This window comes from Streptomyces sp. H27-C3 (assembly GCF_030063415.1).
In the GTDB taxonomy this organism is placed as follows: domain Bacteria; phylum Actinomycetota; class Actinomycetes; order Streptomycetales; family Streptomycetaceae; genus Streptomyces.
In genome coordinates this window covers 96,207-119,287 of sequence record NZ_JASITA010000020.1, presented here as the reverse complement: position 1 = coordinate 119,287, position 23,081 = coordinate 96,207, and the positions used below count along the sequence as shown (strand labels likewise).

General features: G+C 68.9%; 19 protein-coding genes and 3 pseudogenes. 9 read left to right on the top strand and 13 right to left on the bottom strand.

Features of this window, described 5'->3' with window-relative positions; genetic code table 11:
- Positions 1-24: 24 nt before the first annotated feature.
- Both QMK30_RS21220 and QMK30_RS21215 read right to left on the bottom strand, forming a co-directional pair.
- Complete coding sequence (locus QMK30_RS21220; RefSeq protein ID WP_283519852.1) at positions 25-3,096, bottom strand: glycoside hydrolase family 3 protein; 3,072 nt, start codon at positions 3,094-3,096, stop codon at positions 25-27.
- An 87-nt stretch (positions 3,097-3,183) separates the two neighbouring features.
- Entirely contained in the window at positions 3,184-4,176 is a 993-nt protein-coding gene (locus QMK30_RS21215) for a LacI family DNA-binding transcriptional regulator (protein WP_283519851.1), read from the bottom strand.
- Positions 4,177-4,465: 289 nt separating this feature from the next.
- On the opposite strand from QMK30_RS21215, the pseudogene QMK30_RS21210 reads away from it, so the two are divergent.
- Both QMK30_RS21210 and QMK30_RS21205 read left to right on the top strand, forming a co-directional pair.
- A pseudogene (locus QMK30_RS21210) lies at positions 4,466-5,716 on the top strand (ricin-type beta-trefoil lectin domain protein).
- A 101-nt stretch (positions 5,717-5,817) separates the two neighbouring features.
- Positions 5,818-6,156 carry a thioredoxin family protein gene (locus QMK30_RS21205; protein WP_283519850.1) on the top strand — a complete coding sequence of 113 codons (339 nt, stop codon included), beginning with the start codon at positions 5,818-5,820 and terminating at the stop codon, positions 6,154-6,156.
- A 43-nt stretch (positions 6,157-6,199) separates the two neighbouring features.
- Here QMK30_RS21205 and QMK30_RS21200 read toward each other — a convergent pair whose 3' ends face one another.
- Positions 6,200-6,613, bottom strand: a complete 414-nt coding sequence (locus tag QMK30_RS21200) for an organic hydroperoxide resistance protein (protein WP_283519849.1) — start codon at positions 6,611-6,613, stop codon at positions 6,200-6,202.
- A 97-nt stretch (positions 6,614-6,710) separates the two neighbouring features.
- Between QMK30_RS21200 and QMK30_RS21195 the strand changes: the two genes are divergently transcribed.
- Complete coding sequence (locus tag QMK30_RS21195; RefSeq protein ID WP_283519848.1) at positions 6,711-7,220, top strand: MarR family winged helix-turn-helix transcriptional regulator; 510 nt, start codon at positions 6,711-6,713, stop codon at positions 7,218-7,220.
- A gap of 66 nt (positions 7,221-7,286) precedes the next feature.
- Complete coding sequence (locus tag QMK30_RS21190; protein WP_283519847.1) at positions 7,287-8,096, top strand: maleylpyruvate isomerase family mycothiol-dependent enzyme; 810 nt, start codon at positions 7,287-7,289, stop codon at positions 8,094-8,096.
- A gap of 43 nt (positions 8,097-8,139) precedes the next feature.
- On the opposite strand, the gene QMK30_RS21185 is transcribed toward QMK30_RS21190, so the two are convergent.
- The 3 genes and pseudogenes from QMK30_RS21185 to QMK30_RS21175 form a co-directional block, all read right to left on the bottom strand.
- Positions 8,140-9,426 (bottom strand): polysaccharide deacetylase family protein, encoded by a 1,287-nt coding sequence (locus QMK30_RS21185; RefSeq protein WP_283519846.1) that lies wholly within the window; start codon positions 9,424-9,426, stop codon positions 8,140-8,142.
- Positions 9,427-9,486: 60 nt separating this feature from the next.
- Positions 9,487-11,283 (bottom strand): transglycosylase domain-containing protein, encoded by a 1,797-nt coding sequence (locus QMK30_RS21180; RefSeq protein WP_502963186.1) that lies wholly within the window; start codon positions 11,281-11,283, stop codon positions 9,487-9,489.
- A gap of 591 nt (positions 11,284-11,874) precedes the next feature.
- Positions 11,875-12,647: pseudogene (locus QMK30_RS21175) on the bottom strand (FAD-dependent oxidoreductase); the annotation flags it as partial.
- Between the two features lie 148 nt (positions 12,648-12,795).
- Here QMK30_RS21175 and QMK30_RS21170 point away from each other — a divergent pair.
- Together QMK30_RS21170 and QMK30_RS21165 are read left to right on the top strand one after the other, a co-directional pair.
- The gene (locus QMK30_RS21170) at positions 12,796-13,062 is read left to right on the top strand and encodes a hypothetical protein (RefSeq protein WP_283519845.1); all 267 of its coding nucleotides are present in this window, start codon (positions 12,796-12,798) and stop codon (positions 13,060-13,062) included.
- Between the two features lie 132 nt (positions 13,063-13,194).
- Positions 13,195-13,890 carry a L,D-transpeptidase family protein gene (locus QMK30_RS21165; RefSeq protein ID WP_283519844.1) on the top strand — a complete coding sequence of 232 codons (696 nt, stop codon included), beginning with the start codon at positions 13,195-13,197 and terminating at the stop codon, positions 13,888-13,890.
- Positions 13,891-14,128: 238 nt separating this feature from the next.
- Here QMK30_RS21165 and QMK30_RS21160 read toward each other — a convergent pair whose 3' ends face one another.
- The 4 genes from QMK30_RS21160 to QMK30_RS21145 form a co-directional block, all read right to left on the bottom strand.
- Entirely contained in the window at positions 14,129-14,875 is a 747-nt protein-coding gene (locus tag QMK30_RS21160; RefSeq protein ID WP_283519843.1) for an anti-sigma factor, read from the bottom strand.
- Positions 14,872-15,408, bottom strand: a complete 537-nt coding sequence (locus QMK30_RS21155; protein ID WP_283519867.1) for a sigma-70 family RNA polymerase sigma factor — start codon at positions 15,406-15,408, stop codon at positions 14,872-14,874. The genes QMK30_RS21160 and QMK30_RS21155 overlap by 4 nt, the downstream gene beginning before the upstream one ends.
- Before the next feature lie 483 nt (positions 15,409-15,891).
- Positions 15,892-16,536: a fasciclin domain-containing protein gene (locus tag QMK30_RS21150; protein ID WP_283519842.1), complete on the bottom strand. Its 645-nt coding sequence runs from the start codon at positions 16,534-16,536 to the stop codon at positions 15,892-15,894.
- An 82-nt stretch (positions 16,537-16,618) separates the two neighbouring features.
- Positions 16,619-18,205, bottom strand: coding sequence for a molybdopterin-dependent oxidoreductase (locus QMK30_RS21145; protein WP_283519841.1), 1,587 nt, complete (start codon positions 18,203-18,205; stop codon positions 16,619-16,621).
- A gap of 156 nt (positions 18,206-18,361) precedes the next feature.
- Between QMK30_RS21145 and QMK30_RS21140 the strand changes: the two are divergent.
- Positions 18,362-18,613: pseudogene (locus tag QMK30_RS21140) on the top strand (oxidoreductase); the annotation flags it as partial.
- Positions 18,614-18,686: 73 nt separating this feature from the next.
- Here the strand turns inward: QMK30_RS21140 and QMK30_RS21135 are convergent.
- A complete protein-coding gene (locus QMK30_RS21135) occupies positions 18,687-19,004 on the bottom strand; it encodes a hypothetical protein (RefSeq protein WP_283519840.1) in 318 nt (105 codons plus the stop codon).
- A 300-nt stretch (positions 19,005-19,304) separates the two neighbouring features.
- Here QMK30_RS21135 and QMK30_RS21130 point away from each other — a divergent pair, with 300 nt between their 5' ends.
- Positions 19,305-20,144, top strand: a complete 840-nt coding sequence (locus QMK30_RS21130) for an aldo/keto reductase (protein ID WP_283519839.1) — start codon at positions 19,305-19,307, stop codon at positions 20,142-20,144.
- Between the two features lie 513 nt (positions 20,145-20,657).
- Here the strand turns inward: QMK30_RS21130 and QMK30_RS21125 are convergent.
- Positions 20,658-21,179 carry a GNAT family N-acetyltransferase gene (locus QMK30_RS21125; RefSeq protein WP_283519838.1) on the bottom strand — a complete coding sequence of 174 codons (522 nt, stop codon included), beginning with the start codon at positions 21,177-21,179 and terminating at the stop codon, positions 20,658-20,660.
- A gap of 106 nt (positions 21,180-21,285) precedes the next feature.
- Here QMK30_RS21125 and QMK30_RS21120 point away from each other — a divergent pair, with 106 nt between their 5' ends.
- Complete coding sequence (locus QMK30_RS21120; RefSeq protein ID WP_283519837.1) at positions 21,286-21,675, top strand: VOC family protein; 390 nt, start codon at positions 21,286-21,288, stop codon at positions 21,673-21,675.
- Between the two features lie 86 nt (positions 21,676-21,761).
- Here the strand turns inward: QMK30_RS21120 and QMK30_RS21115 are convergent, their stop codons facing one another.
- Entirely contained in the window at positions 21,762-22,991 is a 1,230-nt protein-coding gene (locus QMK30_RS21115) for an ATP-binding protein (protein WP_283519836.1), read from the bottom strand.
- Positions 22,992-23,081: the final 90 nt, after the last annotated feature.

The following is a 23,081-nucleotide window of genomic DNA, read 5'->3' as shown; positions in this document are numbered from 1 at the left end:
CGCCCCGCTCACCCCGCACCTTGCTCAGGCGGCCCGGTGGGCGGCGATCAGCTTGTTGACCGCGCCCGACAGGTTCCCGGTGAGCAGCAGATGGTCCGCGTCCGCGAACGGCTTCGCCGAGGCCTCGGTGATGTTCTGGCCGATCCTCTGCTGGACGATCAGCCGCGCCTTGGCGACCAGTTCCCTGCCCTGCGCGGACTTGCCCTGCCCCCTCGCCTGGAGGAGCTTTGCCGCGAGGCCGATGGCCTTCAGCGTGGTCTCACCGCCCGCGGGAGCCTTACCGAGGGTGGTCAGCCCCCAGCCGTACGGGAATTGCGGGGCGTACGAGGCGTCCCCGACGTTGATCGGCAACTGCGCCTCCGACTTCGGCCAGGTGACCGGAAGCTGGCCAGTGAAGGGACGCTTGCCGTAGAGGACGTCGGCAACCCCGTCGCCCTCGGTGCCGGGCAGCCAGGACGCGACGAGCGCGTCGATGTCGCCGAGCCGGTCGCCGATGAGCTGCGGGCGTCCGGAGACGACCAGGACCGCGCACTTCATCGCGGCGCAGACCTTGTCGACCGCGGCCTTGTCGGCGGCCGTCAGCTCAAGGTCGTTGCCGTTGCCCACGTCACCGATGCCTTCGGCGTAGGGGGTCTCGCCGACGACGACCACGCCGACGTCATGGCCGTCGGTGGCGGCGGAGACGTCCTTGGAGTAGGAGATCTCCGCGTCCGGGGCGGCCTTCTTCATGCCTTCGAGGACGGTGGTGCCGGTGGTGATTTTCCCGGACGCGCCCTGCCAGCTGACGGTCCAGCCACCGGCCTGGTTGCCGAGGTCGTCGGCGTTGGACCCGGCGACGTACACCCTCTGGGACTTCTTCAGCGGCAGCACGGCGCCGTCGTTCTTCATCAGCACCTGGGACTTGGCGACGGCTTCGCGGGCCACCGCGCGGTGCTCCGGGGAGCCGACCTGGCCCAGGTTGGTGGTGTCGGCGTACGGCTGCTCGAACAGGCCCAGCTTGAACTTCTGGGTCAGGATCCGGGCCACCGCGTCGTCGATCCGGTGCTGGCCGATGCGCCCGGCCGTCACCTCGTCCTTCAGCGTCTTGGTGAAGTCCTGGTAGTCGGTCGGCACCATGATCATGTCGAGACCGGCGTTGATCGAGGTGCGTACGTCGCTCGGATAGTCGCCGGGGATCTGGTCGATGGCCTGCCAGTCGCTGATAACGAAGCCGTCGAAGCCCATGCGGTCCTTGAGGACCCCATTGATCATCTCGGTGTTCGCGTGCATCTTCACCGGGCCCTGGTCGTCGCCCAGGACGTCCAGAGAGGAGTACGACGGCATGACCGTGCCGGCACCGCGCTCGACCGCGTCCGCGAACGGCGCGAGATGCACCGCCTCCAGCTCCTCATGGGTGACCTTGGTGATGCCCTGGTCGATCGTGTACGAGCCGGTGGTCGAGGACCCGAACTCGGTGCCGCCGTCGCTCACGAAGTGCTTGGCGCTGGTGAGCACCTTGTCGTTGCGGTCGAGGTCCATGCCGTTGCGGGCGCCCTGCATACCGTTGATCACGGTGTCCATGGCGGTGACCAGCGCCGGGTCCTCACCGAACGCCTCGTAGGAGCGCCCCCAGCGCTCGTCGCGGGTCACGCAGAGACAGGGCGCGAAGTCCCACGGGATGCCCGTGGCGCGCACCTCCTTGGCGGTCACGGCGCCCGTCTTCTCGGAGACCTTCGGGTCACGGCCCGCTCCGATGCCGATGTTGTGCGGCATGATCGTCGACCCGATGACGTTGTTGTGGCCGTGCACCGCGTCCACGCCGTAGATCAGCGGAATCTGCAGGCGGGTCGCGCGGGAGCGCAGCTGGTACGAGTCGACCATCTTCGCCCACGCCTCGGGCGCGTTCGGGGTCGGCACCGAGCCGCCGCCGGAGAGCAGCGAGCCCAGCTCGTAGGAGGCGATGTCGCCCTGCGACTTGAGGGCGTTGCGCTCGGCCTGTGTCATCTGGCCGGCCTTCTCGTCGAGGGACATCCTCGAAAGCAGGTCGGCGACACGCTTCTTGAGCGGGAGCCTCTGGTCGAGATACGGCAGGCCGTGGGCGTTCACGACGACCTGCGGGGTCTCGGCGGGGGCCTTGGCGCCGGTGACGGTGAGCTTGAGCGGGATGGTCTCCGCGGACTCGGCCGAGTTGTCCTTCTTGGTGGCGACGGCGATCGAGCGGCTCGCACCTGAGGCGGTTCCGGCCGGGAAGGTGACGCTGCCGGTGACCGGCGCGTAGTCCTTGCCGGGCTCGGCGCTGCCGCCCTCGGTGGTGTACCCGACGGTGACCGGCTGGTCGATCGGGCCGGAGCCGGTGGTGGCGACGGAGAGCTTCACCTGGGCGGCGGCGCCCTCGGCGACCGGGTACACGGCGGCGTCGGTGATGACCTTGGCGTTCAGGGCCGGTTCGGCCGTGCCGTACAGCTCCATGCCGTCCAGGGCGAAGGAACCGGGGGCGCCGGTCGGCAGCGTGAGGGCGTAGCCCCACATCTCGTCCAGGCCCAGGACCTGGTCGATGCCGCCGACGGGCTGGTAGTCGGCGCGGTAGTTGAACTCGGAGAACGGGATCTCGACGCGATGCCAGCCCTCCCAGTCGTCGGTGAACGACGTGGTCCACAGCTCGGACGCCTCGCCGTTGGCGCCGCCGTCCTGGATCTCGAAGTTGACGCGCTTGCCCGAACCGGGCGGCAGGGGAGCGGTGTTCTGGCCGTACCACCAGAAGCGGACCCCCTTGTGGGCGGTCCAGTCTTGGGCGGGCTTGTCGAAGGCGAAATCGTGGCTGACGCCGCCCCAGCCGCTGATGTCGTAGGTGCCTTCGAGGACCTTGCTGCCCTCGGGGGCGTCGGCGCGCTCCTTGATCGCCAGCTTCGGCTGGTCGTCGGCGTCACTGCCCCAGGTGAAGATGCCCTCCGCGGGTGGGTTCGCAAAGGGGATCTCACCCTCGAAGCGGTCGACGGTCACGGGGGCGGGCGCGTCGGCGGCGGCGCTGGGCAGGGCGCCGGTGAGCAGGCTCCCGAGTACGGCGGTGGCTGCGATCACCGCCGTACTGGGTCTGCTTCTGAAGCGAGGTCGTGGCATTGCGGCTCCTTCGGCGGCGGTGCGGGACAGGGGTGTGCCGGGCGGGGGACGGATATCGCGGCGGGCCGTCCGGTGGCCGTGGGGGTCTCAGTGGGCGGGCGCGGAGCGGCGGACGATGAGTTCAGTGGGCAGGACGACCGGCTCGTCTGGGATTGTCTCGCCGCCGAGCCGCGCTAGCAGGAGCCGTGCCGCGGTCTCGCCCATCTGCCGCATGGGCTGGCGGACGGTGGTCAGCGGCGGCTCGGTGTGCTGGGCCATGGGTATGTCGTCGAAACCGACGACGGCGACGTCCTCAGGGACGCTGCGGCCGGCGGCGCGCAGGGCGCGCAGGGCGCCCGAGGCGATGAGGTCGTTGTGCGCGAAGACGCAGTCGAAGTCGCCGCCCCGGGCGCCGCCCTCCACGAGGGTCCGCTCCACGCCGTGCCGGCCGGAGGCCTCGGTGAAGGTGCCCTCGGTGATCAGGTCGGTGGGCATCACTTCGAGGAACCCCGCCAGCCGGTCGCGTACACAGCCGAAGTCGCGGCGGCCGGTGATGACGAGCGGCCTGGTGCGGCCGGAGGCCAGCAGATGGCGGGCGGCGGACGCGCCGCCCTCGTGGTTGGTGGTGGCCACCGACGGAAAGTCGGGGTGGTGGCCGCGGTCGTCGATGAGTACGACGGGCAGTCCGCGGCGCTGCATCGCCGTGATGGTGTCGAGGGTGTTCTCCGGCTCGATGACGAGGAGCCCGTCGAAGGCTCGGGCGGAGACCTGACTGGCGAAGTGACGGACGGAATCCGGGCCCCGGTTGCAGGTGAACAGCAACAGCCCGTATCCGGCCGCCTCGACGGAGTCCGCGACGCCCTGCAGGACCTCGCCCATCCACGGCCAGGTGAGAGGCGGCGTCAGCATCGCGACGGTACGGCTGGTGCCGCGGGCCAGGCCGACGGCCCCGGAGCTGGGTACGTAACCGAGCGAATCGATCACTTCGCGAACGCGGGCGGCGGTGCTGGAACCGACATCGGCCCTGGTGTTGAGGACCCGGGAGACCGTTGTCTTGCTGACAGCCGCCTCACGTGCGACGTCGGTGATCGTGACTCGCATCGAAGGGCCTTCGCCTCGTCGTCCGGAACCGGTACCGGTAGCGGTACCGGTGTGCTGCGGAGAGTCAATATGCAGGCCATGTCGTCGTCAATACTTCACGCCACTTCGCGCAGAGATCGGCAGAATCCCAAGTTCTGGGCATATGAACGAGGTTGTGTGTTCAAGACATGAATGTGCGGACTCTTGACGCCCGCCCGCATGGGCAGTTCACTCACGCCTCGATCCAAGGCATCACCCTCAACATCCCCACACCCCCCGCACCCCCGCGTGCCGAGAAGGGCAGCTGGCCATGACGAGACCGCCCCGCAAACCGATCCGCGGAGCCTCCCGGCTCACGAGACTGCTGATCGCGGGAGCACTCACCACCACAGGACTCGCCGGTCTCTCCACGGGGACCGCCCAGGCCGCCGACGAGCAGGTGAACGTCTGGCTCACCACGACCGACGACAGCGGCGGCCGTCATGTCACCCGTGGCCTTCAGCAGCAGAGCCCCACCAACTTCCAGGCCGGAACGGGCGGTGGCGGCACCAACGTCACCGTCGACGAGAACACCCGGTACCAGACCTTCACCGGCGGCGGCGCGTCCTTCACGGACGCCGCACTTCGGCGGCGTCGCCTGGCACGGCTACGGCGGGAACGTCTCCAAGCAGACCGAGGTCCACAACCAGTACCCGCAGCTCGACGCGTTCCAGACCGAGTGCTCCGGCGGCACCTGGATAGCGAATCAGCAACGCGAGGACATGATGAACATCATCGACTACACCCGTAACTGGGCGAAGTCGGTGACCAAGTGGTCCCTGGCGGTCGACCAGAACCGCGGGCCGCACAACGGTGGCTGCGGTACCTGCGACGGTCTGATCACCGTGCACAACGGCGGCTCGCGGCACGGTCAGGTCGACTACACGGTCGAGTACTACACGATGGGCCACCTCACGAAGTTCGTGAAGCCCGGTGCGCACCGCACCGCCTCCACCGCTGCTGTGCCGAGCGTGGTTTGGCGCAACCCCGACGGTTCGAAGGCGCTCCTGGCGTACAACGACTCGTCGAGCGGGCAGACGATGACCGTCAACTGGGGAAGTCGGCGCTACACGTACTCCCTGCCCGGCAAGACGTCGGCGACCTTCACCTGGTCGGGCGGCCAGGCGGACGGCTCGGAGCAGTCCGGCAGCCTGGTGGGCCTGGGCGGCAAGTGCCTGGACGTGGCGGGCGGCTCCAGTGCGGACGGCACACCGGTCCAGCTGCGGGACTGCAACGGTTCCGCGGCCCAGCGCTGGACGACCCTCGCCGACGGCTCGCTCCAGGCGCTCGGCAAGTGCCTGGACGTGACCGCGGCATCGACGACGGACTGCGCGAAGACCCAGCTGTACGGCTGCAATGGCTCAGGCGCACAACAGTGGCGCCACGAGACGGGCAGCGCGATGTGGTGAACGTGGCGTCGGACAAGTGCCTGGACGCGTCGGACAACGCCTCCGCCAACGGGACGCGGGCGCAGATCTGGGCGTGCACGGGCGCGGCCAACCAGAAATGGCGACTGCAGTAGGGCGGCTGCGGGGCTGTGCCCTGTCTCGCGCGCCCGAATTGCTGGAGTGCGGGTTCGAACGCGAAGATCAGAGCTCGCAGATCAGAACCTGAGGAGCGCCCGTGGCGAGCAAGGTCCATCAACCCTTGGAGAATGCCGAGTTCGATTTCATCCTCGCGATGACGGACGGCCCGGTGCTCGCCTACTTCTGCGGGACCTGGCCCAAGGCGGTCAAGGTGTGCAAGGAGATGGACGCCGTCGTGGAAGAGGTGGCCGGTGCCTACGCGGAGCGGTTGACCGTCGTCAGGACCGACATGACGCGGTGCCCCGGGCCGACGAAGAGGTACGACGTCACCGGCGCCCCGTCGGTCGTGCTGATCAGGAGCGGCGAGGTGATGGCGGCTGAGACCGGTCCGATGGACCAGGTCGGGCTCAGGGAGTTCCTGAACTCGAATCTCTGAGCGGCGGCCGCGCCCGGAGGTCTCCCAGGGGCGCCCGTGGCGGCTATTCGATGACGAGCTCGACCGGGATGTTGCCGCGGGTGGCCTTCGAGTAGGGGCAGTAGGCGTGGGTCTTCTCCAGGAGCTCCTGGCCCGCCGCGCCCTCGAGGTGCTCGGGCAGCTCGACCCGCATGACGACGGAGAGCCCGAAGCCACCGTCGGTGTCCTTGCCTATGCTGACCTCGGCCGTCACCGACACGTCCTTGACGTCGAGCTTCTCCTGGCGTGCGATCGAGCCCATCGCGCTGGCGAAGCACGCGGCGTACCCGGCGGCGAAGAGCTGCTCGGGGTTGGTTCCCTTGCCGTTGCCGCCCATGGCTACGGGGAAGCCGAGCGGCAGGTCGATCTGGCCGTCGGAGCTGACGGCGCGGCCTTCGCGGCCATTGGCGGTGGCGACAGCGGTGTACAGCGCGTCCATGGTGTCCATCCTCGTCGTTCTGGGGGAAACGTCCTGGGACAACTAGAGCACACAATTAAGTTGTACACAACTAAATCGCGTGCGGTAGCCTGGGTTCATGGAGAAGTCGCTGATGAACACGACAGACGTACGCGACGAGGACTTCCTGCGCCTCGACCACCAGATCTGTTTCTCGCTGCACGCCGCCTCGCGCGCCTTCAACAGCGTCTACCGGTCGGCTCTGAAGGATCTGGGGCTCACCTACCCGCAGTACCTGGTGATGCTGGTGCTCTGGGAGCACGGCGAACTGCCGGTCAAGAAGATCGGCGAACGACTGCGGCTGGACTCCGGCACCCTCTCGCCGCTGCTGAAGCGGCTGGAGACCGCGGGCCACGTGGAGCGCAGGCGCAGCGTCGACGACGAGCGTTCCGTCACAGCCCGCCCCACCGGGGCGGGCGCCGCGCTGCGTGACAGGGCGCTCGCCGTACCCCGCGCGATCGCCGATTCCACCGGCCTCTCCCTGGACGAGATCGTCGATCTCCGCGACCGGCTCAACACCCTGACGGCCGCGCTGGACGGGAGTACGGCGACCGCCACGGCCACCGGGGACTGCGCGAAAAGCGACTGAAGCACGCCGTCGTCCGAGCGGCGACACCGTGAGAACGAACAACTGAGAAGGCGGAGCCGCACAGACATGTCAGATGACTCCCGTTGGGCAAGCACACCGCCCGCCTACCGCGACGCTGTGCCGGCGGAGACCGCCCGGCTCGTCGCCCTCGTACAGGGTGTGGACCTGGCCACTCCCGTGCCCAGCTGTCCGGGGTGGACCCTCCTCGACCTGGTCAGGCACACCGGGAGCGTGCAGCGCTGGTTCTCCGTGCTGCTGCGCCAACGCGTTCAGGAGCCGCCCCGGAGCCGTGAGGTGGAGCTGCGGCTGCCGGCGCATGAGGACGGTTATGCCGACTGGCTGACGGCGAGTTCGGCCGAGGCCACCGCCGCGTTCGCCGAAACCGACCCGGACGCCCCGATGTGGGCGTGGGGTGCCGATCAGCACGCCAGGTTCTGGATCCGGCGCATGCTGTTCGAGACGCTGGTGCACCGCGTCGACGTACAACTGGCCCTCGGGCAGCGGCCCGTGATCGATCCCGGTCTCGCCGTCGACGGCATCGACGAGTTCCTGGTCAATCTGCCCTTCGCCGCGTCCTTCGCGCCCTGGACCGCGCACCTGCGCGGCGACGACGAGACCATCCGCTTCCGTTGCACCGACCGGGACGGTGGCTGGCTGGTCCGGCTGCGTCCCGACGACTTCGTGGTCGAACGGCTCACTGAGGCGGACGAAGGCGCGGGCGCAGGAAAGGACGCGGTCGTCGACGCGACCGTCGAGGGGGCCTCAGCCGATCTGCTGCTGCTTCTGTACGGGCGCTTCGGGCGGACCTCGGACGCCTTCAAGATCTCTGGTGACGACGACCTGTTGCTGCGGTGGTTCGCCAACTCCGCGTTCTGAGACTCGTCCGCGGACTCGCGCGGACCACCGGCCGGGTGGCTAGCTAGCGCTTCCAGCCCGACGGCTGCGCGGGATCCAGCGTGCGCCAGTGGGCCAGGACCTTGGGGTCCTGCGCGTCCAGCCAGTCGGTCAGTTCCCGGAAGGAGACGCAGCGCACCCCCTTGCGGGGGCAGACATCCTTCATCACGTCCTCGACGGCATCCATGTAGATACCGCCGTTCCAGTCCTCGAAGTGGTTGCCGATGAACATCGGGGCCCGGCTGCCGTGAAACACCCGCTGGAAGCCCGAGAGGTAGGAGTCACGGGTCTGCTGGCGCCAGGTGCTGTACTGCGCCGGATCGCCCTCGGTGCTGTCCTTCGACTGGTTGTACAGGTAGTTGAAGTCCATGGAGAGCACCTGGAACTGCTTGCCGGGGAAGGGAAGCATCTGCAGCGGGAGGTCCCAGACTCCATCCTTCTTGGAGGGCCAGATCTGGAAATCTCCCGCGGAACTCGCGTCGTAGCGCCAGCCGAAGGACTTGGTCGCCGGTATGAGCGTCTTCTGCCCCTCAAGACAGGGGGCCCTGCCGCCGACCACCTCACGCGTCGGGTCGAAGGGCAGCGGATCGATGTCCGTCATGCCGGTGTTCGTCTTCCAGTTCTGCACGAATGAGTAGAACTGGTCGATCTCCTTGGTCCACTCCGCCGAACTCCACTCGCCACCCCCCTTCTCGCCGCAGAAGTGGCCGTTGAAGTGGGAGCCGATCTCGTTGCCCTCCAGCCAGGCCCCGCTGAGCTGCTCCAGCGTCATGCGGATGTGCTCGTCGGTCGGGTACGAGATCGCTGCTGCCCCGGTCTCGTGCTGGGGCGGCCTATAGAGGTTCTTCTGCGCCTTCGGGAGCAGGTACATGCCGGTGAGGAAGAACGTCATGTGCGCGTTGTTCTCCTTCGCCACACGGCGGAAGCGTGAGAACAGCTGGTCGTCGCCCTCCAGCGCGCCGTCCCACGAGAACACCACGAACTGGGGTGGCTTCTCGCCCGGCTTGAGCCGCTTCGCCTTCAGCCTGCCCGGCTGCGGCCCCGTATAGGACGTGGAGCCGTCTCCCAGCACCTTGACCTGGCCGTCCCAGTTCTCCTCGTCCTTGCCGGCGGCCGCGGCGCCCTTCCCGTCCTTGGGTTTCGGGGCCGCAGCGGTGGCTTCCGGCGCCACCACGGTCTTCGGCGAACTGTCGGTGGTGGACATGGCGAATGTCGCGGTGAGCGAGGTGACCAGAACCGCGGCTATACCGACACTGATGCCGGGCATCTTGTTGACCCGTGCGCGGAGCACGGCGGACTTCTTCCAGATCATCACGACGACTCCAGGCAGACGGGCGGAAGGGGCGCGGACAGCGGCGGACGAGGCACTTGTTCAGTGCTCTTGTTCCAGGGCGTCCGTGTACTGGCTCCAGATCTCGGCCGGATACTCCTTGCCCGCGGCCGGGTCCTCGCCGAAATTTTTGAGCGGCAGCGGCGCGAGACTGCTGGAGAGGTTCATGCGGTACACGACCACCGCGGTGGCCTCCGCCTTCGCGTAGCCGACGAACCAGCGTGCGGTGTCGTCCTGCGTGGTTCCGGCCTTGCGGGAGGTTTCCCGACCGGTGGGGGTGAGCGCCTCGGTGACCTGGTCGGCCACGTCGGGCTGCAGCGCGCGTGCCCGCCGGGGACGGGGCAGGAGGACCGGCTCGCCGTTGCGGGTGACCTTGCGTACCGAGTACGGGTCGGTGTGCATGCCGCGGGCCGCGAACACGCCGTACGCCCCGGCCATGCGGATGGCGCTGGGTGTGGACGTGCCCATCGCGAAAGCGGGCACGGGCGGCCCGAAGTTGGAGGCGAGCATTCCCGACCCTTCGGCCGTTTGGCGCACGAGGTCCAGGCCCACGTCCGTGCCGAGCTGGAGGAACGGCGCGTCCACTCCCTGTGCCATGGCATCGCCCAGAGCGATCCGGCCGTAGGAACGGTCGTCGGTGTTCTGCCCCTTGAGCATTTTACCGCCGCGGTCCCAGTAGGGGCCCTCCGGTGTCACCAACGGCACATTGTCGTCCCCGTTGTACGGGGTCGACGGAGTGACAGGGGTACGGGGGCCCTCGCGTTCGAGCTGGATACCGTGCTCCAGAGCGGCGGCGTACACGAAGGGCGTGAAGGCCGAACCCGCCGGGACGGTCGCCGCGTTGGACTCGTTGAAGGCCTGCCGCTGGAAGTCCGGCCCGCCGTACACCGCGAGGATCCGCCCGTCCGCGGCAACCGACGCGGCCCCGAACCTGGCGTGCCGGTCGGTGGCGCGCCGCTTGGGATCCAGCGTGGCGCGGGCGTCCTTCACCGCCCGGGTGAGCGCGGTCATCCGCGGCTTCTCGAAGGTGGTGTAGATCTGGAAGCCGCCCAGGGCGAAGCGCGCCTCGGGGATCTTTCCTGATCGCTTCGCGTACGACTCGGCGAGTGCGACGAGGTAGCCGTTCTGTCCGCTCGCGTTGTTCGGCTTGGGCGCCGCCTTCGGCTCGGGGAATTTGGTGTACTGGGCGCGCTCGGCTGGGGTCAGCCTGCCGGTTTCCACCATGCGGTCCAGCGTCCACGTCCACCGCTCGACGGCACGCTTGCGGTTGTGGGGGCCGAGCGTGGGGTCGTAGAGCGAGGCGCCCTTGAGCAGCGAGGCGAGGAAGGCACCTTCACTCGCGTTGAGTTCCGTGACTTCCTTGCCGTAGTAGGCCTGGGAGGCCCGCTGAAGGCCGTAGGAACCACGTCCGAACCAACTGGTGTTGAGGTACTCCTGAAGGATCTTGTCCTTGCTCAGCTGACGGTCCAGCTTGATCGCCATCAGCATCTCGGTGAACTTGCGCGAGAAGGACCGGTCCTGTGTGAGGTAGACGTTCTTCACATACTGCTGGGTGATGGTGGAGCCGCCCTGGGTGTCCCCACCGCCGACCGTCTGCCAGAACGCGCGGGTGACGCCCTGGGCCGAGATGCCGGGATCCGAGTAGAAGTCGTTGTTCTCGGCGGACAGCACGGCCCACCGGACGTGCTCGGGGATCTTCGACAGAGGCATTTCCTGCCGGCTCACCCAGCCCGTACGGGCCATCGGCGTGCCGTCCGCCCAGTAGTAGACGTTGTCCTGCTGGGTGGCGAAGGAGTTCAGGTCCTCGGGTATCTCCGTTTGCGCGTACGCGATGGTCACCAGCGCCGTCAGCGTGCCCAGGGCCGTCAGGAAGGAGCCCAGGACCAGTCGCCATGAGGGAACCCACCTGCGCCAGCCCCGCCGGCCCGGCCGCGGGTAGTCCGGCAGCCGTGGAGGCCAGAGCTTCCTCGGCCGCCCCCTGGTGCCTCGCCCCGGTGCCAATGCCGTGCGCGCCGCGTGCGCGGTTTTCCTGAGCCTGTTGTGCTGGGTCATCCCTGTCCGGCGGTGACGGGCGGGGGCGGTTCCGCAATGCTGTGGTCGCGCCCTCGCACAGATAGTGGTCATTGCTTGAGGGCGACAGTCGGATCCCCCCGATTCCCCCTGTGACGACGCAGATGAATCTCGGGTGTGAGCGTTACGGAGAGTCCCGCTGCGAAGTTACGTAAAGATAACAGCAGTTCGAAGCGCGGCAAAGTGAGCAGATGTCGCGATTTGCTCGGCAATTGAACTGTTCAGGAGCATCGAACCTACCGTCGAGCGGGTCGAATTGACAGCTTTCGGCAGCTGCCGCCCGGAGGCCGGACCAGGCGCTGTTCGGGACGGCCGCCGTCTTCGGCCGACGGGGCGCAGGAGGCGGGAGGTCGCGTGGGGTCAGTTCGCCCGGCTGTAGGAGGCGAACCGGTCGAGCAGGCACTGGGGCGCGTCATGACGGAAGCACAGGTCGAGGCCGGTGGCGGACACGATGGCCGACGCCTCGCCGCGCGGGAAAGAGGACCTGTTCGTACGTGGCGAGCGCGGCCTCGGTGTCGTCGGGGTGGGCGGCGAGGGCCTGGCCGAGTTCCGCTCCGTCGAACATGGCGAGATTGGCGCCCTCACCGGCGAACGGGGACACCACATGGGCGGCGTCTCCGAGCAGTGTGACGCCAGAAGTCCGGTTCCAGCGGTGTTCGGTGGTCAGCGCGTGGACGTGCCGGGGCACCAGGGTGTCGTCGGCGTCGGTCACCAGCGCGCGCGGGCTGTCGTGCCAGCCGTCGAATTGGGCGAGCACGGCTGCCTTGGTGGCGCCGCTGTCGGCGAAGTCGATTGTGAAGAGCCAGTCCTCGGGCGCCTTGAGCGCGGTGTGGGCGTGCAGGCTGCCATCGGGTTCGCGGTGGGCGAGGAAGCTTCGGCCGTCGCCGAGGGCCAGGAAGAAACCGCCGCCGACGAGCGCCGTGCTCGCGGCGTGGCGTACCTCGGCGTCCAGCAGATCCAGCTCGACGAAGGAGACGCCGGAGTAGGCGGGGGTGGCGTCGGAGGCCAGCGGGCGGATCTTCGACCAGGCGCCGTCGGCGCCGATGAGCAGGTCGGTGGTGAAGGCGGCGCCCGCCGGCGGTGGTGACCTCGTGGCGGCCGCCGTCCAGAGGGCGGACCCCGGTGATCTTCCTCATGCGACGGACGGCACGACCACCGCGCATCTTGGTGCCGTTTCGGCAAGCCGTTCCTGCAAGCCCTTCCTGAGCCGGGTCATCTCCGCAGGGGGTATGAGAGTCCGCCGCCGGAGGATTGTCAGTGCTGCCTGGGATGCTGGCACGCATGGATGAGCTGATGCGGGGCCGGGTGTACGGCGCGGACCACGACGACCCGGACCCCGGGCCGCAGCCGGGGCGTCACTATCGCGAGCTGGTCGCCGGGCCGCTCGACGGTCTGCTGCTGGACGTCACCGACTGGACGGACGCGCAGCTGCGCGAGGGGGCCGCGCTGAGCACCGAGATCGGAGCCTTCGGGCCGGGCGGCCACGCGCTGTACCTGCCGCGGCCGACGGACCCCCGGCGGTGGGACTGGGACGGCGATACGCCCTGACGCCCGGCCCCGGACTGCCGAGCGTTCGAATGCGTGCGTACGCCCGCGAGGCATTCGATTGCGTACGGCCGACGGTGCAACCATTGTGGCCCGATCGCTGTCTCCCTTGACACAGAACCGAAAGGACATGTCATGGGGGACAGACGGCGCAGGATGGTCGTGGGAGCAGCAGTCGTGGGACTGCTGGCGCCCGCAGTGGTGGTGGCGGGCGGGGGGAGCGCCACGGCAGCCTCGTGTACGACGCAGGTGGGTCCGAACCAGAAGCAGGTGGAGCGGTTCCTGGGCCGGCCGGTCGACGGGCGGCAGTCCACCGCCGACTGCAAGGCGACCAAGGCCTTCCAGACCAAGCACGGGATCAGCCCGAACATCGGCTACGCCGGGCCCGTCACCTGGAAGGTGATGGACCTGATGAACCGGCAGAAGGCCGTCGGCAACAAGCCGAACCGCAGCGGCAAGTGCCCCACGAACAAGGGCCGCATCGCCTGCGTCGACCTCACGCTGCAGCTCAGCTGGATCCAGGACGGCGCCACGCTGAAGTACGGCCCGGTGCCGGTCCGTACCGGCCGCGACACTTACGAGACCCGTACCGGCGCCAAGAAGGTCTACTGGCGCAACAAGAACCACGTGTCGTCGATCTACCACGTGAGCATGCCGTACAGCCAGTTCTTCGACGGGGGGCAGGCCTTCCACTCGGTCGGTGTGAGCGTGTGGTCCCAGCCCGGCTCGCACGGTTGCGTCAACATGCGGACCGCTGACGCCAAGGCGTACTGGGACAGGCTGAAGAACGGGGACGACGTGTTCGTCTACGGACGGAAGTCCGGGACCTGACACGAGGCGCGGGCGTCGGGTCATGACCCGGGCGTCCCGTACCGGCGCCACGGTGACCGTGGGCGCACCTCGGCAGTTCCGTCCGGCCCGTGGCCCAGCGATGTGGGCCACGGGCCGGTGTCTTTTCCGCTGCGGAGGCGGGTGGGTATCAGCTGGTCCGCATCAGTGGGACGAGCAGGGAACAGGTCTGGCCATCGGCTGGCGTGCCGTGCTCCGCGCGGCCTGCTCGCCGGTCGCGTCAGGCGGGCAGCGCGATGAGTGTCAGGGGCGTTGTGGATGGCTCGAGGGAGCCATCCACGGGTTCGACCGTGACGCCTATTCCGGTGGCCGCCCCGATGTCTCCCGTCATCATCCGGCCGCCGTCGTGTCCGACAAGGCCTGCCGCCCGCATGGTGCCGCCGTCGTCGAACCACAGCTGATACGTCTTGTCGTGGGGGAGTTCGGGCAGGCCGGACGCCAGGAAGACGGCGCTGTTGTGGCTGCGGGACACGATCACCGTGGCCCGCGCACCACCCTTGACACTGCCCGTCGCGCTACGGGCGTCCGAGGCGGTCAGCACACGGGTCATGTCCGCGGCCTTCGCGGAGACCTGCTGGGCCCGCTGCTCGGCCTGCTGCGCCTCCTGGAACTGCCAGGCGGCCCCACCCGCCAGCAGTGTGGCCGCCGCGACGCATGCCGCCAGGATCAGGCGGGGCAGATGTCTTCCGCGGGCGCTCTCCACGCGGTGCGTGGCATCGGCGAAGGGTACGTGCGGGGGGAGCTGGCGCACGTTCTGGATCCAGGTGATGACCTGCTTCTTCATCTCGGGAGGCGGCCCGGCGGCGACGGCTGTGGCCAGACGGGCGGCGGTGGCCGTCAACTCCCTTACCTCCTGGACGCAGGCCGGGCAGTCCAGCAGGTGGCGCTCGAATGCCTCACGTTCGTCGTCGGGCAGCGCGTCCACGGCGTAGGCGCCGGTGGGTGCCTGCATGTGTTCCTCGATCATGCGTCCACTCCCATGCAGTCGCGAAGCCGGATCAGCCCGTCGCGCAGACGTGTCTTGACGGTTCCCAGGGGTGTCGACAGAGAGGCCGCGACCTCCCGGTAGGTGTAGCCCTGGTAGTAGGCGAGCGTCACGGCCTGACGCTGAAGCTCGGTCAGAGTGCGCAGGCAGCGGCGGACTTGTTCGCTCTCCAGCCGGATCGTCACCTCTTCGCTGACCGTGTCGTAGTCGGGGGTGTGTTCGCGATGTGCGTTGCGCTGCTCGCGGTCCGTGGCCGCCTGTTCGGAGCGGACACGGTCCACGGCACGCCGGTGCGCCATCGTCATCACCCAGGAGGTGGCGCTGCCCTGTTCCGGACGGAACCGGGCAGCCGTACGCCACACCTCGACCATGACTTCCTGTGCCACTTCCTCGGACTGGGACGGATTACGTAGAACTTTGAGTACCACCCCGTAAACAGGCCCCGCGATCGCGTCGTAGAGGGTGGAAAAGGCTTCCTGGTCACCGCCCGCGACGCGGCCCATGACCTCGGCCATTTCGGGCCCGCCCCGCAGGGGGTCTCCGATACGTGCGATCCCGATCACCGCGGGCCTTTCCGATGAGTTGAGGGCACGGGGAGAGGCGGGGCGTATTGGTCACCCATGCATAACCCTTCCGAGTGATAAAGGTGAGCGAATGCCGACCTTTGAAAGTTGTTCTCCACTTTCTTCGTAGCCGATGGCTTCGCGGATGGGTCGGCCGACCCATTTCATGGAATGCGAGAACTCGGCCGACCAATCCGTATGCGCCTCCGCGACGAATCAACAACGTGAGGGAAGCGGCGGCTTCGGGGCTGTGAGGGCAGCCTCGGGGACGCACCCGTCGCGAGCGGCCCCACCTCTGGTGGGGAAAGCACGACGAGACCGCTGGGTGGCCCGTCTCGGGGTCACCCAGCGGTCTCATCGGCACCAGGGGTGCCATGGGGTCGGACCTGAACTCCGGGGCGACGTGCTGCCTACGCCACCCCGGAAATCCCGTGGTTACTTGGGCATCAGGACGGTGTCGATGATGTGAACCGTGGCGTTGGCGGTGGGGACGTTGCCGCAGACGACCTTGGAGGTGTCGTTGACGCTGTAGGACTCACCGGAGCCGGCGGTGGTCAGGGTGCTCTTCTGGAGGGTGGGGTAGGTGCCCTTTTCAAGCTGCTTGGGGGCGAGCTTCTCACCGACGACGTGGTAGGTGAGGATCTTGGTGAGGGTGGCCTTGTCGGCGAGGACCTTGTCCAGGTCGGCCTTCGGGATCTTCGCGAAGGCGGCGTTGGTCGGCGCGAACACCGTGATGTTCTTGGCGTTGTTCAGCGTGTCGACCAGGCCGGCCTTCTTGACGGCGGTGACCAGGGTGGACAGCTCGGGGTTGTTCGACGCTGCGGTGGCGACCGGGTCCTTGGCCATGCCGTCGAAGCTGCCGGCGCCGTCGGCCGGAACGCCCGCACAGGCGGGGCCGAAGGGCTTGTCCGTCATCGAGGCGTCGTCGGCGGGGGGAGTCGACTTCTCCTCGGCGGCCGTCGGGGTGGAGTCGGCCTTGGTGTCGGAGCTGTCATCGCTGGAGCAGGCCGTCAGCGACAGGGGAAGAACTGCGGCGGCGGCAACCGCGATGGCGGCGCGACGGATGCGAAGGGTATTCATGATGTCTCCTTGGAGTGGTGTTGTAACAATGCGTAAGAGAATGAAGGTCTGAGGGGCTCGAATCGGACCCGGGCCGGATCGGTCAGTCGACGGTGACGACTACTGAGTGCCAGCCGCTCGCCCCGTCCGGGACGGTCTTCGTGCGCTTTTCGGTCTGGATCTCGCCCGTACGGTCCGTGGCTCGCACGGTGAGCGTGTGGCCGCCGGGGGTCGCCTTCCACGGGAAGGACCACTGCCGCCAGGTGTCCACGGTGTCCTGGGCGGCGAGATCGGCCGGTCGCCAGGGACCGTCGTCGACACGGATCTCCACCCGGTCGATGCCACGGTGCTGGGCCCAGGCCACGCCGCCGACCATGACGGTGCCCGCCTTGGGCCGGCCGAAGGGCTTGGGTGTGTCGATACGGGACTGGGTCTTGATCGGAGCCTTACGGGCCCACTTGCGCTTGACCCAGTACGCGTCGTAGTCGTCGAAGTTGGTCAGCTCGATGTCTTCGATCCACTTGCAGGCGGAGACATATCCGTAGAGGCCCGGGACGAGCATCCGGACCGGGAAGCCATGGACGAAGGACAGCGGCTCGCCGTTCATGCCGACCGCGAGCATCGCGTCGCGCCCGTCCATGACGTCGTCGACCGGGGTGCCGAGCGCCATGCCGTCCACCGACCTGGCCACCAGCTGATCGGCCGGCCCGCCCCTGGACGGCGGCTTCACTCCCGCCTCCTTCAGCAGATCCGACAGTCGTACGCCGATCCAGCGCGCGTTGCCCACATACGGCCCGCCGACCTCGTTGGAGACACAGGTCAGGGTGATGTCCCGCTCGATCAGCTCACGGTCCAGCAGATCCTGGAAGGAGACGGTCAGCGGACGCTTCACGCCCTTGCCGTGGATACGAAGCCGCCAGCTGTTGGCATCGACCTTCGGCACCACCAGGGCCGTGTCCACCCGGTAGAACGTCTTGTTTGGCGTCGTGAAGGAGCTGATGCCGGGGACTCGCAGCAGCTGGGCGCCGGACGGAATGGCGGCGGCAGCCGAAGCGGGCTGCGGCAACAACACCCCGGCCCGCGAGGCGACCGCGTTCTCACTGCGCTGACCGTTCAGGGTCCGGCCAAGAACACCGGCGCCGGCGGACGCCACCGCCGCGGCCGTGGCCGCGATCAGGAATCCTCGCCTGTCCCAGCCGCTCTCCTGGCCTTCCACGATCGGGCGTAGCGTCGCGGTGAGCCTGCCGATGAGGACATAGAGCACGGCGGCGCCCGCCACCGCGCCGGCCAGGGACGGCAGCCCGTCCACGAATCCGGTCGAATCCGGGCGGCTCACGGCCGCCGCCGCACCCACCACGCCGAAAATCAGGACACCGGCCGAACCGATCCGCCGATACCGCAGCGCCACCAAACCCAGCACAAGCGCCAGGACCGCAAGCGTGGCAAGGATACCGAGCTGCAGAATGAGCTTGTCGTCCTCACCGAAGTTGCGGATCGCCCAGTCCTTGACGGCCGCCGGCGTGCGGTCGATCGCTGCTCCGCCCACCGCGGTAATGGGGCCTGCCTCGGGCCGGACGGCCGCCGAGGCCAATTCGGCGACGGCAAGCGCCGTGAAGCCGGAAAGGAGACCGCTCAGCGCGGCAAGACCGCCGCGCACTAGATTTGAACCTGAGATCCTCACGCCCTTCATTCGGAGCCACCGGCCCGGCGGATTGGTCGCCGGTTGGAAGAAGGTGAAGATCCGCCGAGCCGCTGCGCTTTTCCTTGCCTGTGAGGGCCGGAGGGCACGAAGGGCTTGCCTTCGCGTGCGCTCCAATTCGTAGTGATCAGCGCCGCCCCGACGAACAGCGGCTGGAAGGCACCCGAGCAGGGCGCGGCCACCCAGGTGTGGGCAGCCACCTCCGCACAGTTGGGCGGCGTGGGCGGCGTGTATGGCGAAGACTGCGACGTTGCCGAGCCCGCTGCCCCGGACGCGGTTCTGGGCAGCGGAGTGAATGCCTGGGCCACTGACCCGGAGCGGGCCGCCCGACTGTGGCAGCTCTCCGCCGAACTCACCGGAGTCGACGCCTTCGCCTCGCGGTCGGCTCGCCGTCTGTGAGAGCGGCCTGAGTTCGCCCGGCCCTCCCGCCCCGCAGCGCACCTCCCGATCTGATCCCTACGCCAGTCAGCAGTCATGACCGGAACCCGACGCGGTCCCGAGGCCGGCTCAGAGGATCGGCAGCGGTTCGTCGCGGCGAGGCTCGCGGGCCTCGATCCAGCCAGAAGAGACAGCCCCGCAAGTACTGCTCCAGACCGTTGTCCAGGAAGGAGGCGTAACGCTGCAGGGCCTTCTTCTCGTTCTGCCCGTCGTCGGTCTCCCCGGCGAGGAACGGGCCGGGCACGTTGAGCCGGCTGCGGTCCTCCCAGCGACCCGTGCCCATGGTGTCCGTGAACCGGCGGACGGTGGGCAGCGGGTTCCAGTAGGCCGGCTCGTCCCAGTGCCCCCTCAAGGGGATGGACCAGCAGTCGTTCCCGCATGCGCGCTGCTGCCTCCACAAGCCTGCGCTCGTGATCCGACGCCACCGTGTCCCCTCCACGTTCAGGACCACCTCGACGGCCGCCGGTCAACCGCCGCCAGACACCCGCCCCGTACCACCGGCCGGTCGCGTGCTTCACGGCGAAACCTAGTCCGGGGCCGGGGGACAGGCGACGAGTTGGTACGCCGGTGTTGCGGCGCCTTGTCGTCGGCACCACCACAGGGCCAACCGCGTTGTTAACGTTGCCCTTTGAGCGAGGGGTGGAGACAACTGATGACATCTACGACGTTTCGCATCGGCGGCGATCTGGGCGTACACCGGCTCGGGTTCGGAGCCATGCGGCTGCCCACCGAGCAGGGTGCCGCCCGGGAGACCTCCGTCCAGGTCGCACGGAGGGCCGTCGAGCTGGGTGTCACGTTGATCGACACCGCCCACCTGTACGGCGGCGGAGCGAACGAGGAGCTCCTGGCCGAAGCACTGCACCCGTACGCGGACGGGCTGACCATCACCACCAAGGTCGGCGTCGCGCGATCGGCGGACTCCGGTGAGTGGGGGCTCGACGGGCGGCCGGAGGTCCTGCGCGAGCAGGTCGAACACGGCTGCCGCAGGCTTCGCGTCGAGCGGATCGAGCTGCTCCAACTGCACCGCATCGATCCCGAGGTGCCTCTGGCCGACCAGCTCGGCACACTGCGGGAGCTTCAGGTCGAGGGCAAGGTCGGACGGATCGGGCTGTCCGAGATCACCGTGGCCGAGCTCGGTCGGGCACGGGAGATCATTGAGGTCGCGAGCGTGCAGAACCGCTACAGCCTGCTGGACCGCGAGCACGAGCCCGTGCTCGCGGCCTGCGAGGCGGCGCAGATCGCTTTCCTGCCGTGGCGGCCGGTCGCCGGAGCGGCGTCGGACGCGGCGGCGCGGATCGCCGAGGTGGCGGCCGACCTCGGTGCCACCCCCGTGCAGGTTTCGCTCGCATGGCTCCTCGGCCACTCTCCGGTGATCCTCCCGATCCCGGGCACCGCCCGGATCGACCACCTGGAGGAGAACCTTGCCGCGACGCGTGTCCAGTTGACCCCGGCCCATCGCGACCGACTCGACCGGCTGGCCGAGCTGGCGTAGTCACGTGTTGTTCCGGTCGGGCGGCGCCGTTCCGTCCCGTGGTGGGCCGGTGTGGTGTGTGGCGGGGGCGAAAGCTCCCACCCCCACCACACACCACACCGGGTCAGGCTAGATAGTGACCATGGTCGAATCGCCCCCCGGGCAACGGGCCCCGGCGCGCCGTTCGCTCGTACCGTCCTCGGTCTGCTGATGGCCGCTGCTGGATCCCATGAGGTGATCATTCACCGGTCTCGGCGGGGCGGCACGGTCTGCTGGGCCTGCCGGCTTACGACCCCCGCGACTGACGACAACGCCGGAGGCGGAGGTCCCAGGCGCCGCGACGCCGCTGCCAATCGTGGGGGAGGTCGTTAGCCGTCACGACGCGAGTGACGGCCATGGTGGCCGAGCGAAACGCTGCCGTACGGCCTGCCGGGTGTGTTCTGCGGCGGTTGCCCCCGTGGGGGCGTCGTTACGACGTCGGGCGCACCGCGGTCGGAGTTCCCCTCCGGCTCTTCCGCTCCAGGGGTGCGCGGTTTACAGAGCGACCCTGCGCGGCGGGCGGCGGGCCCCGTCGAGGTTCACCCATGCGGTGACCCCGTCCCCGTCATGGGCGAGCGGGACGCCCCGTGCGGCCAGGATGCGGTGGACGGCGGTGTTGCCCGCGGTCGTACTGATGAACACCGACGCGAATCCGGCCGTGCCCGCGAGGTCGAGGAGCTGTTCCAGGACCGCCCCTCCGACTCCGCCGCCGCGGTGGGAGCGCCCGATCCACACTCCGGCCTCGGCCGTACCCGGCCTGTCCCGGAGCGGGCACAGGCGTGCCGCTCCCACCACCTTTTCATCCACGACGATGACGTAGGTGCGCTCCTCGGGCTCCGCTGTCAGCGTCCTCGACCGGTGGAATCGTGAGAATGCCGCCCGTCGTGCCGGGGTCCATCCCGCGGGCCCGGCAACCTCGGGCATCACGTCCTCGGCGTCGGCATCGGCTGTCGCGGTGTCCAACAGACGCCCCAGCAGGGGTTCGTCGAGCGGTTGCAGGGTCACATCGAGGCGCATGATTCACATCATGTCATCGTCGCGTTGCGAGAGAGTGGGCCGCCTCGGAATGAGACGTCGAACCGAGCCGTCCGGAGCGGACGGATCCGCGAAACGAAAGGGCCTCATGCGTGTCAAGGAATTCGATCATCTGGTGCTCAATGTGCGGGACGTCGATCGGGCGCTGGATTTCTACTGCGGCCCCCTTGGCCTGGAGCCGGTCCGGGTGGCCGAATGGCGGGCCGGCGAGGTGCCCTTCCCCTCGGTACGGGTCAGTCCGACCACCATCATCGACCTGTTGAACCGCCCCCGGGGTGAATCGAATGTGGACCACATCTGCCTGGTGGTCGAACCACTGGACTGGCAGCAGATCATCGACGCGGGCACCTTCACCGTGCTGGAGGGACCTGTGAAGCGGTTCGGCGCTCGTGGCGAGGCGGAATCGATCTACGTACAGGACTCCGAAGGCAACACCGTGGAGCTGCGCTGGTACCCGCAGGACGCCACCCCTGAGTGATCCGACTGACTGGCGCGCGCAGAGCCGGTCGTGCGGTTCCCGACCCGCATCGGCCAGGAACCGCCCGAGGCGTCGAAAGTGGTCGCTCAGGCTCCGAATCCCCTTTGCGGGAAGCGTGGGTGACGACTGATCAGCAACACCGGGGTCGTCAGGCGATCGCCGGCACCTGTCGTCCAGAGCACGTCGAAACTGACGGGTGTGCAGGGTTGCGCGAGGTTGATCGCTGCGCCCCCGCTCTGCCGGGTGACGAGCGCATGGTCGCGGAACAGGCTCAGGCCGATCGGGACCCGGCAGGTGGTCTCAGCATTGGCGTAGATGGTGTTCCCGTCCCGGTAGAGATCCGAGACGAGTCGGCACGCCGGAGCCACCCGGGTACCTCGGTCGTCGGCCGGCGCGGCCCCGGCCACGGTGGCCGACGCCACGCCGGTTCCGCCGGTCAACTCGGGCCGGCAGAAGAACTGCGCTGTGCCGACCGCGTTCAGGGCTCTGGTCAGCAGGGCCCGGTCGCCGAACCGCTCGGCGAGGCCGACCGCGCGGCTGCCCGCCTCGATCGCGTCGGGAGACTCATTGGCGAGCATGAGGAGATACGCCGACCAGGTGTAGGCGGCGGCGAGCCAGGGACCGGGGGCCAGCCACTCGGCGAGGTCGGGCCCGGCCCGTACGCACGCGTGCGCCGCGGAGTTCGCACCGGTGATCCACAGGTAGTGGGAACGCCGGGCCAGCAGCGCCGCCTCGCGTTGCTGATCCCCCAGCGCACGCCAGACCTCAAGTGCCTGCGGGGAAGCGGTGACCGCCTCCCTGCCACGCCCTACGTGCGCGCACTCCTCGGCGTAGCTTTCGAGGAGCTCCGCGCGGTCCCGGACCGGCAGCGGGTCGGCGAACCGCAGCACCTGCGCGTAGTGGTCGACGGCCTGCCGGTGGGCGCCCAGCGCCGACGCCCGCCGCGCGGCGTGGGGTGCGTGCAGGAGGACTGCCGCGCCGTCGTCTGCCGCGTACGCGTGGTGGGCGAGGTGGGCCGGATCGGCGCCCTGGCGCATGAGGTCGGCCAGTGCATGTTGGTGCAGGGTGATTCTGCGGCCCGGTGCCGTGGCTTCCGCGACGGCCAGCCTGGCCAACTCGTGGCGGAAGCGTATCCGCGTGCCGTCCCTGATCAGCGGCCCGGCGCGGACACGGGCGTCGACCGCCGCGGGCGCGGCCCGGATCAGCGGTAGGTGGGCGAGTCCGGGGAAGACAGCCACCGCCTTCAGCGCGTCCTGCTCGGGCGCGCCGAGACGGGCGGCTCTGGCCAGGACCGCATCGCGTACGGTCCGTGGCACCGCGCGGTCGGGATCCGCGAGGACTTCGGTGACGAAGAAGGGATTCCCGCCGGTGCGGGCGTGCAGCGCGGCGGCCGACGGGCCGTCCGT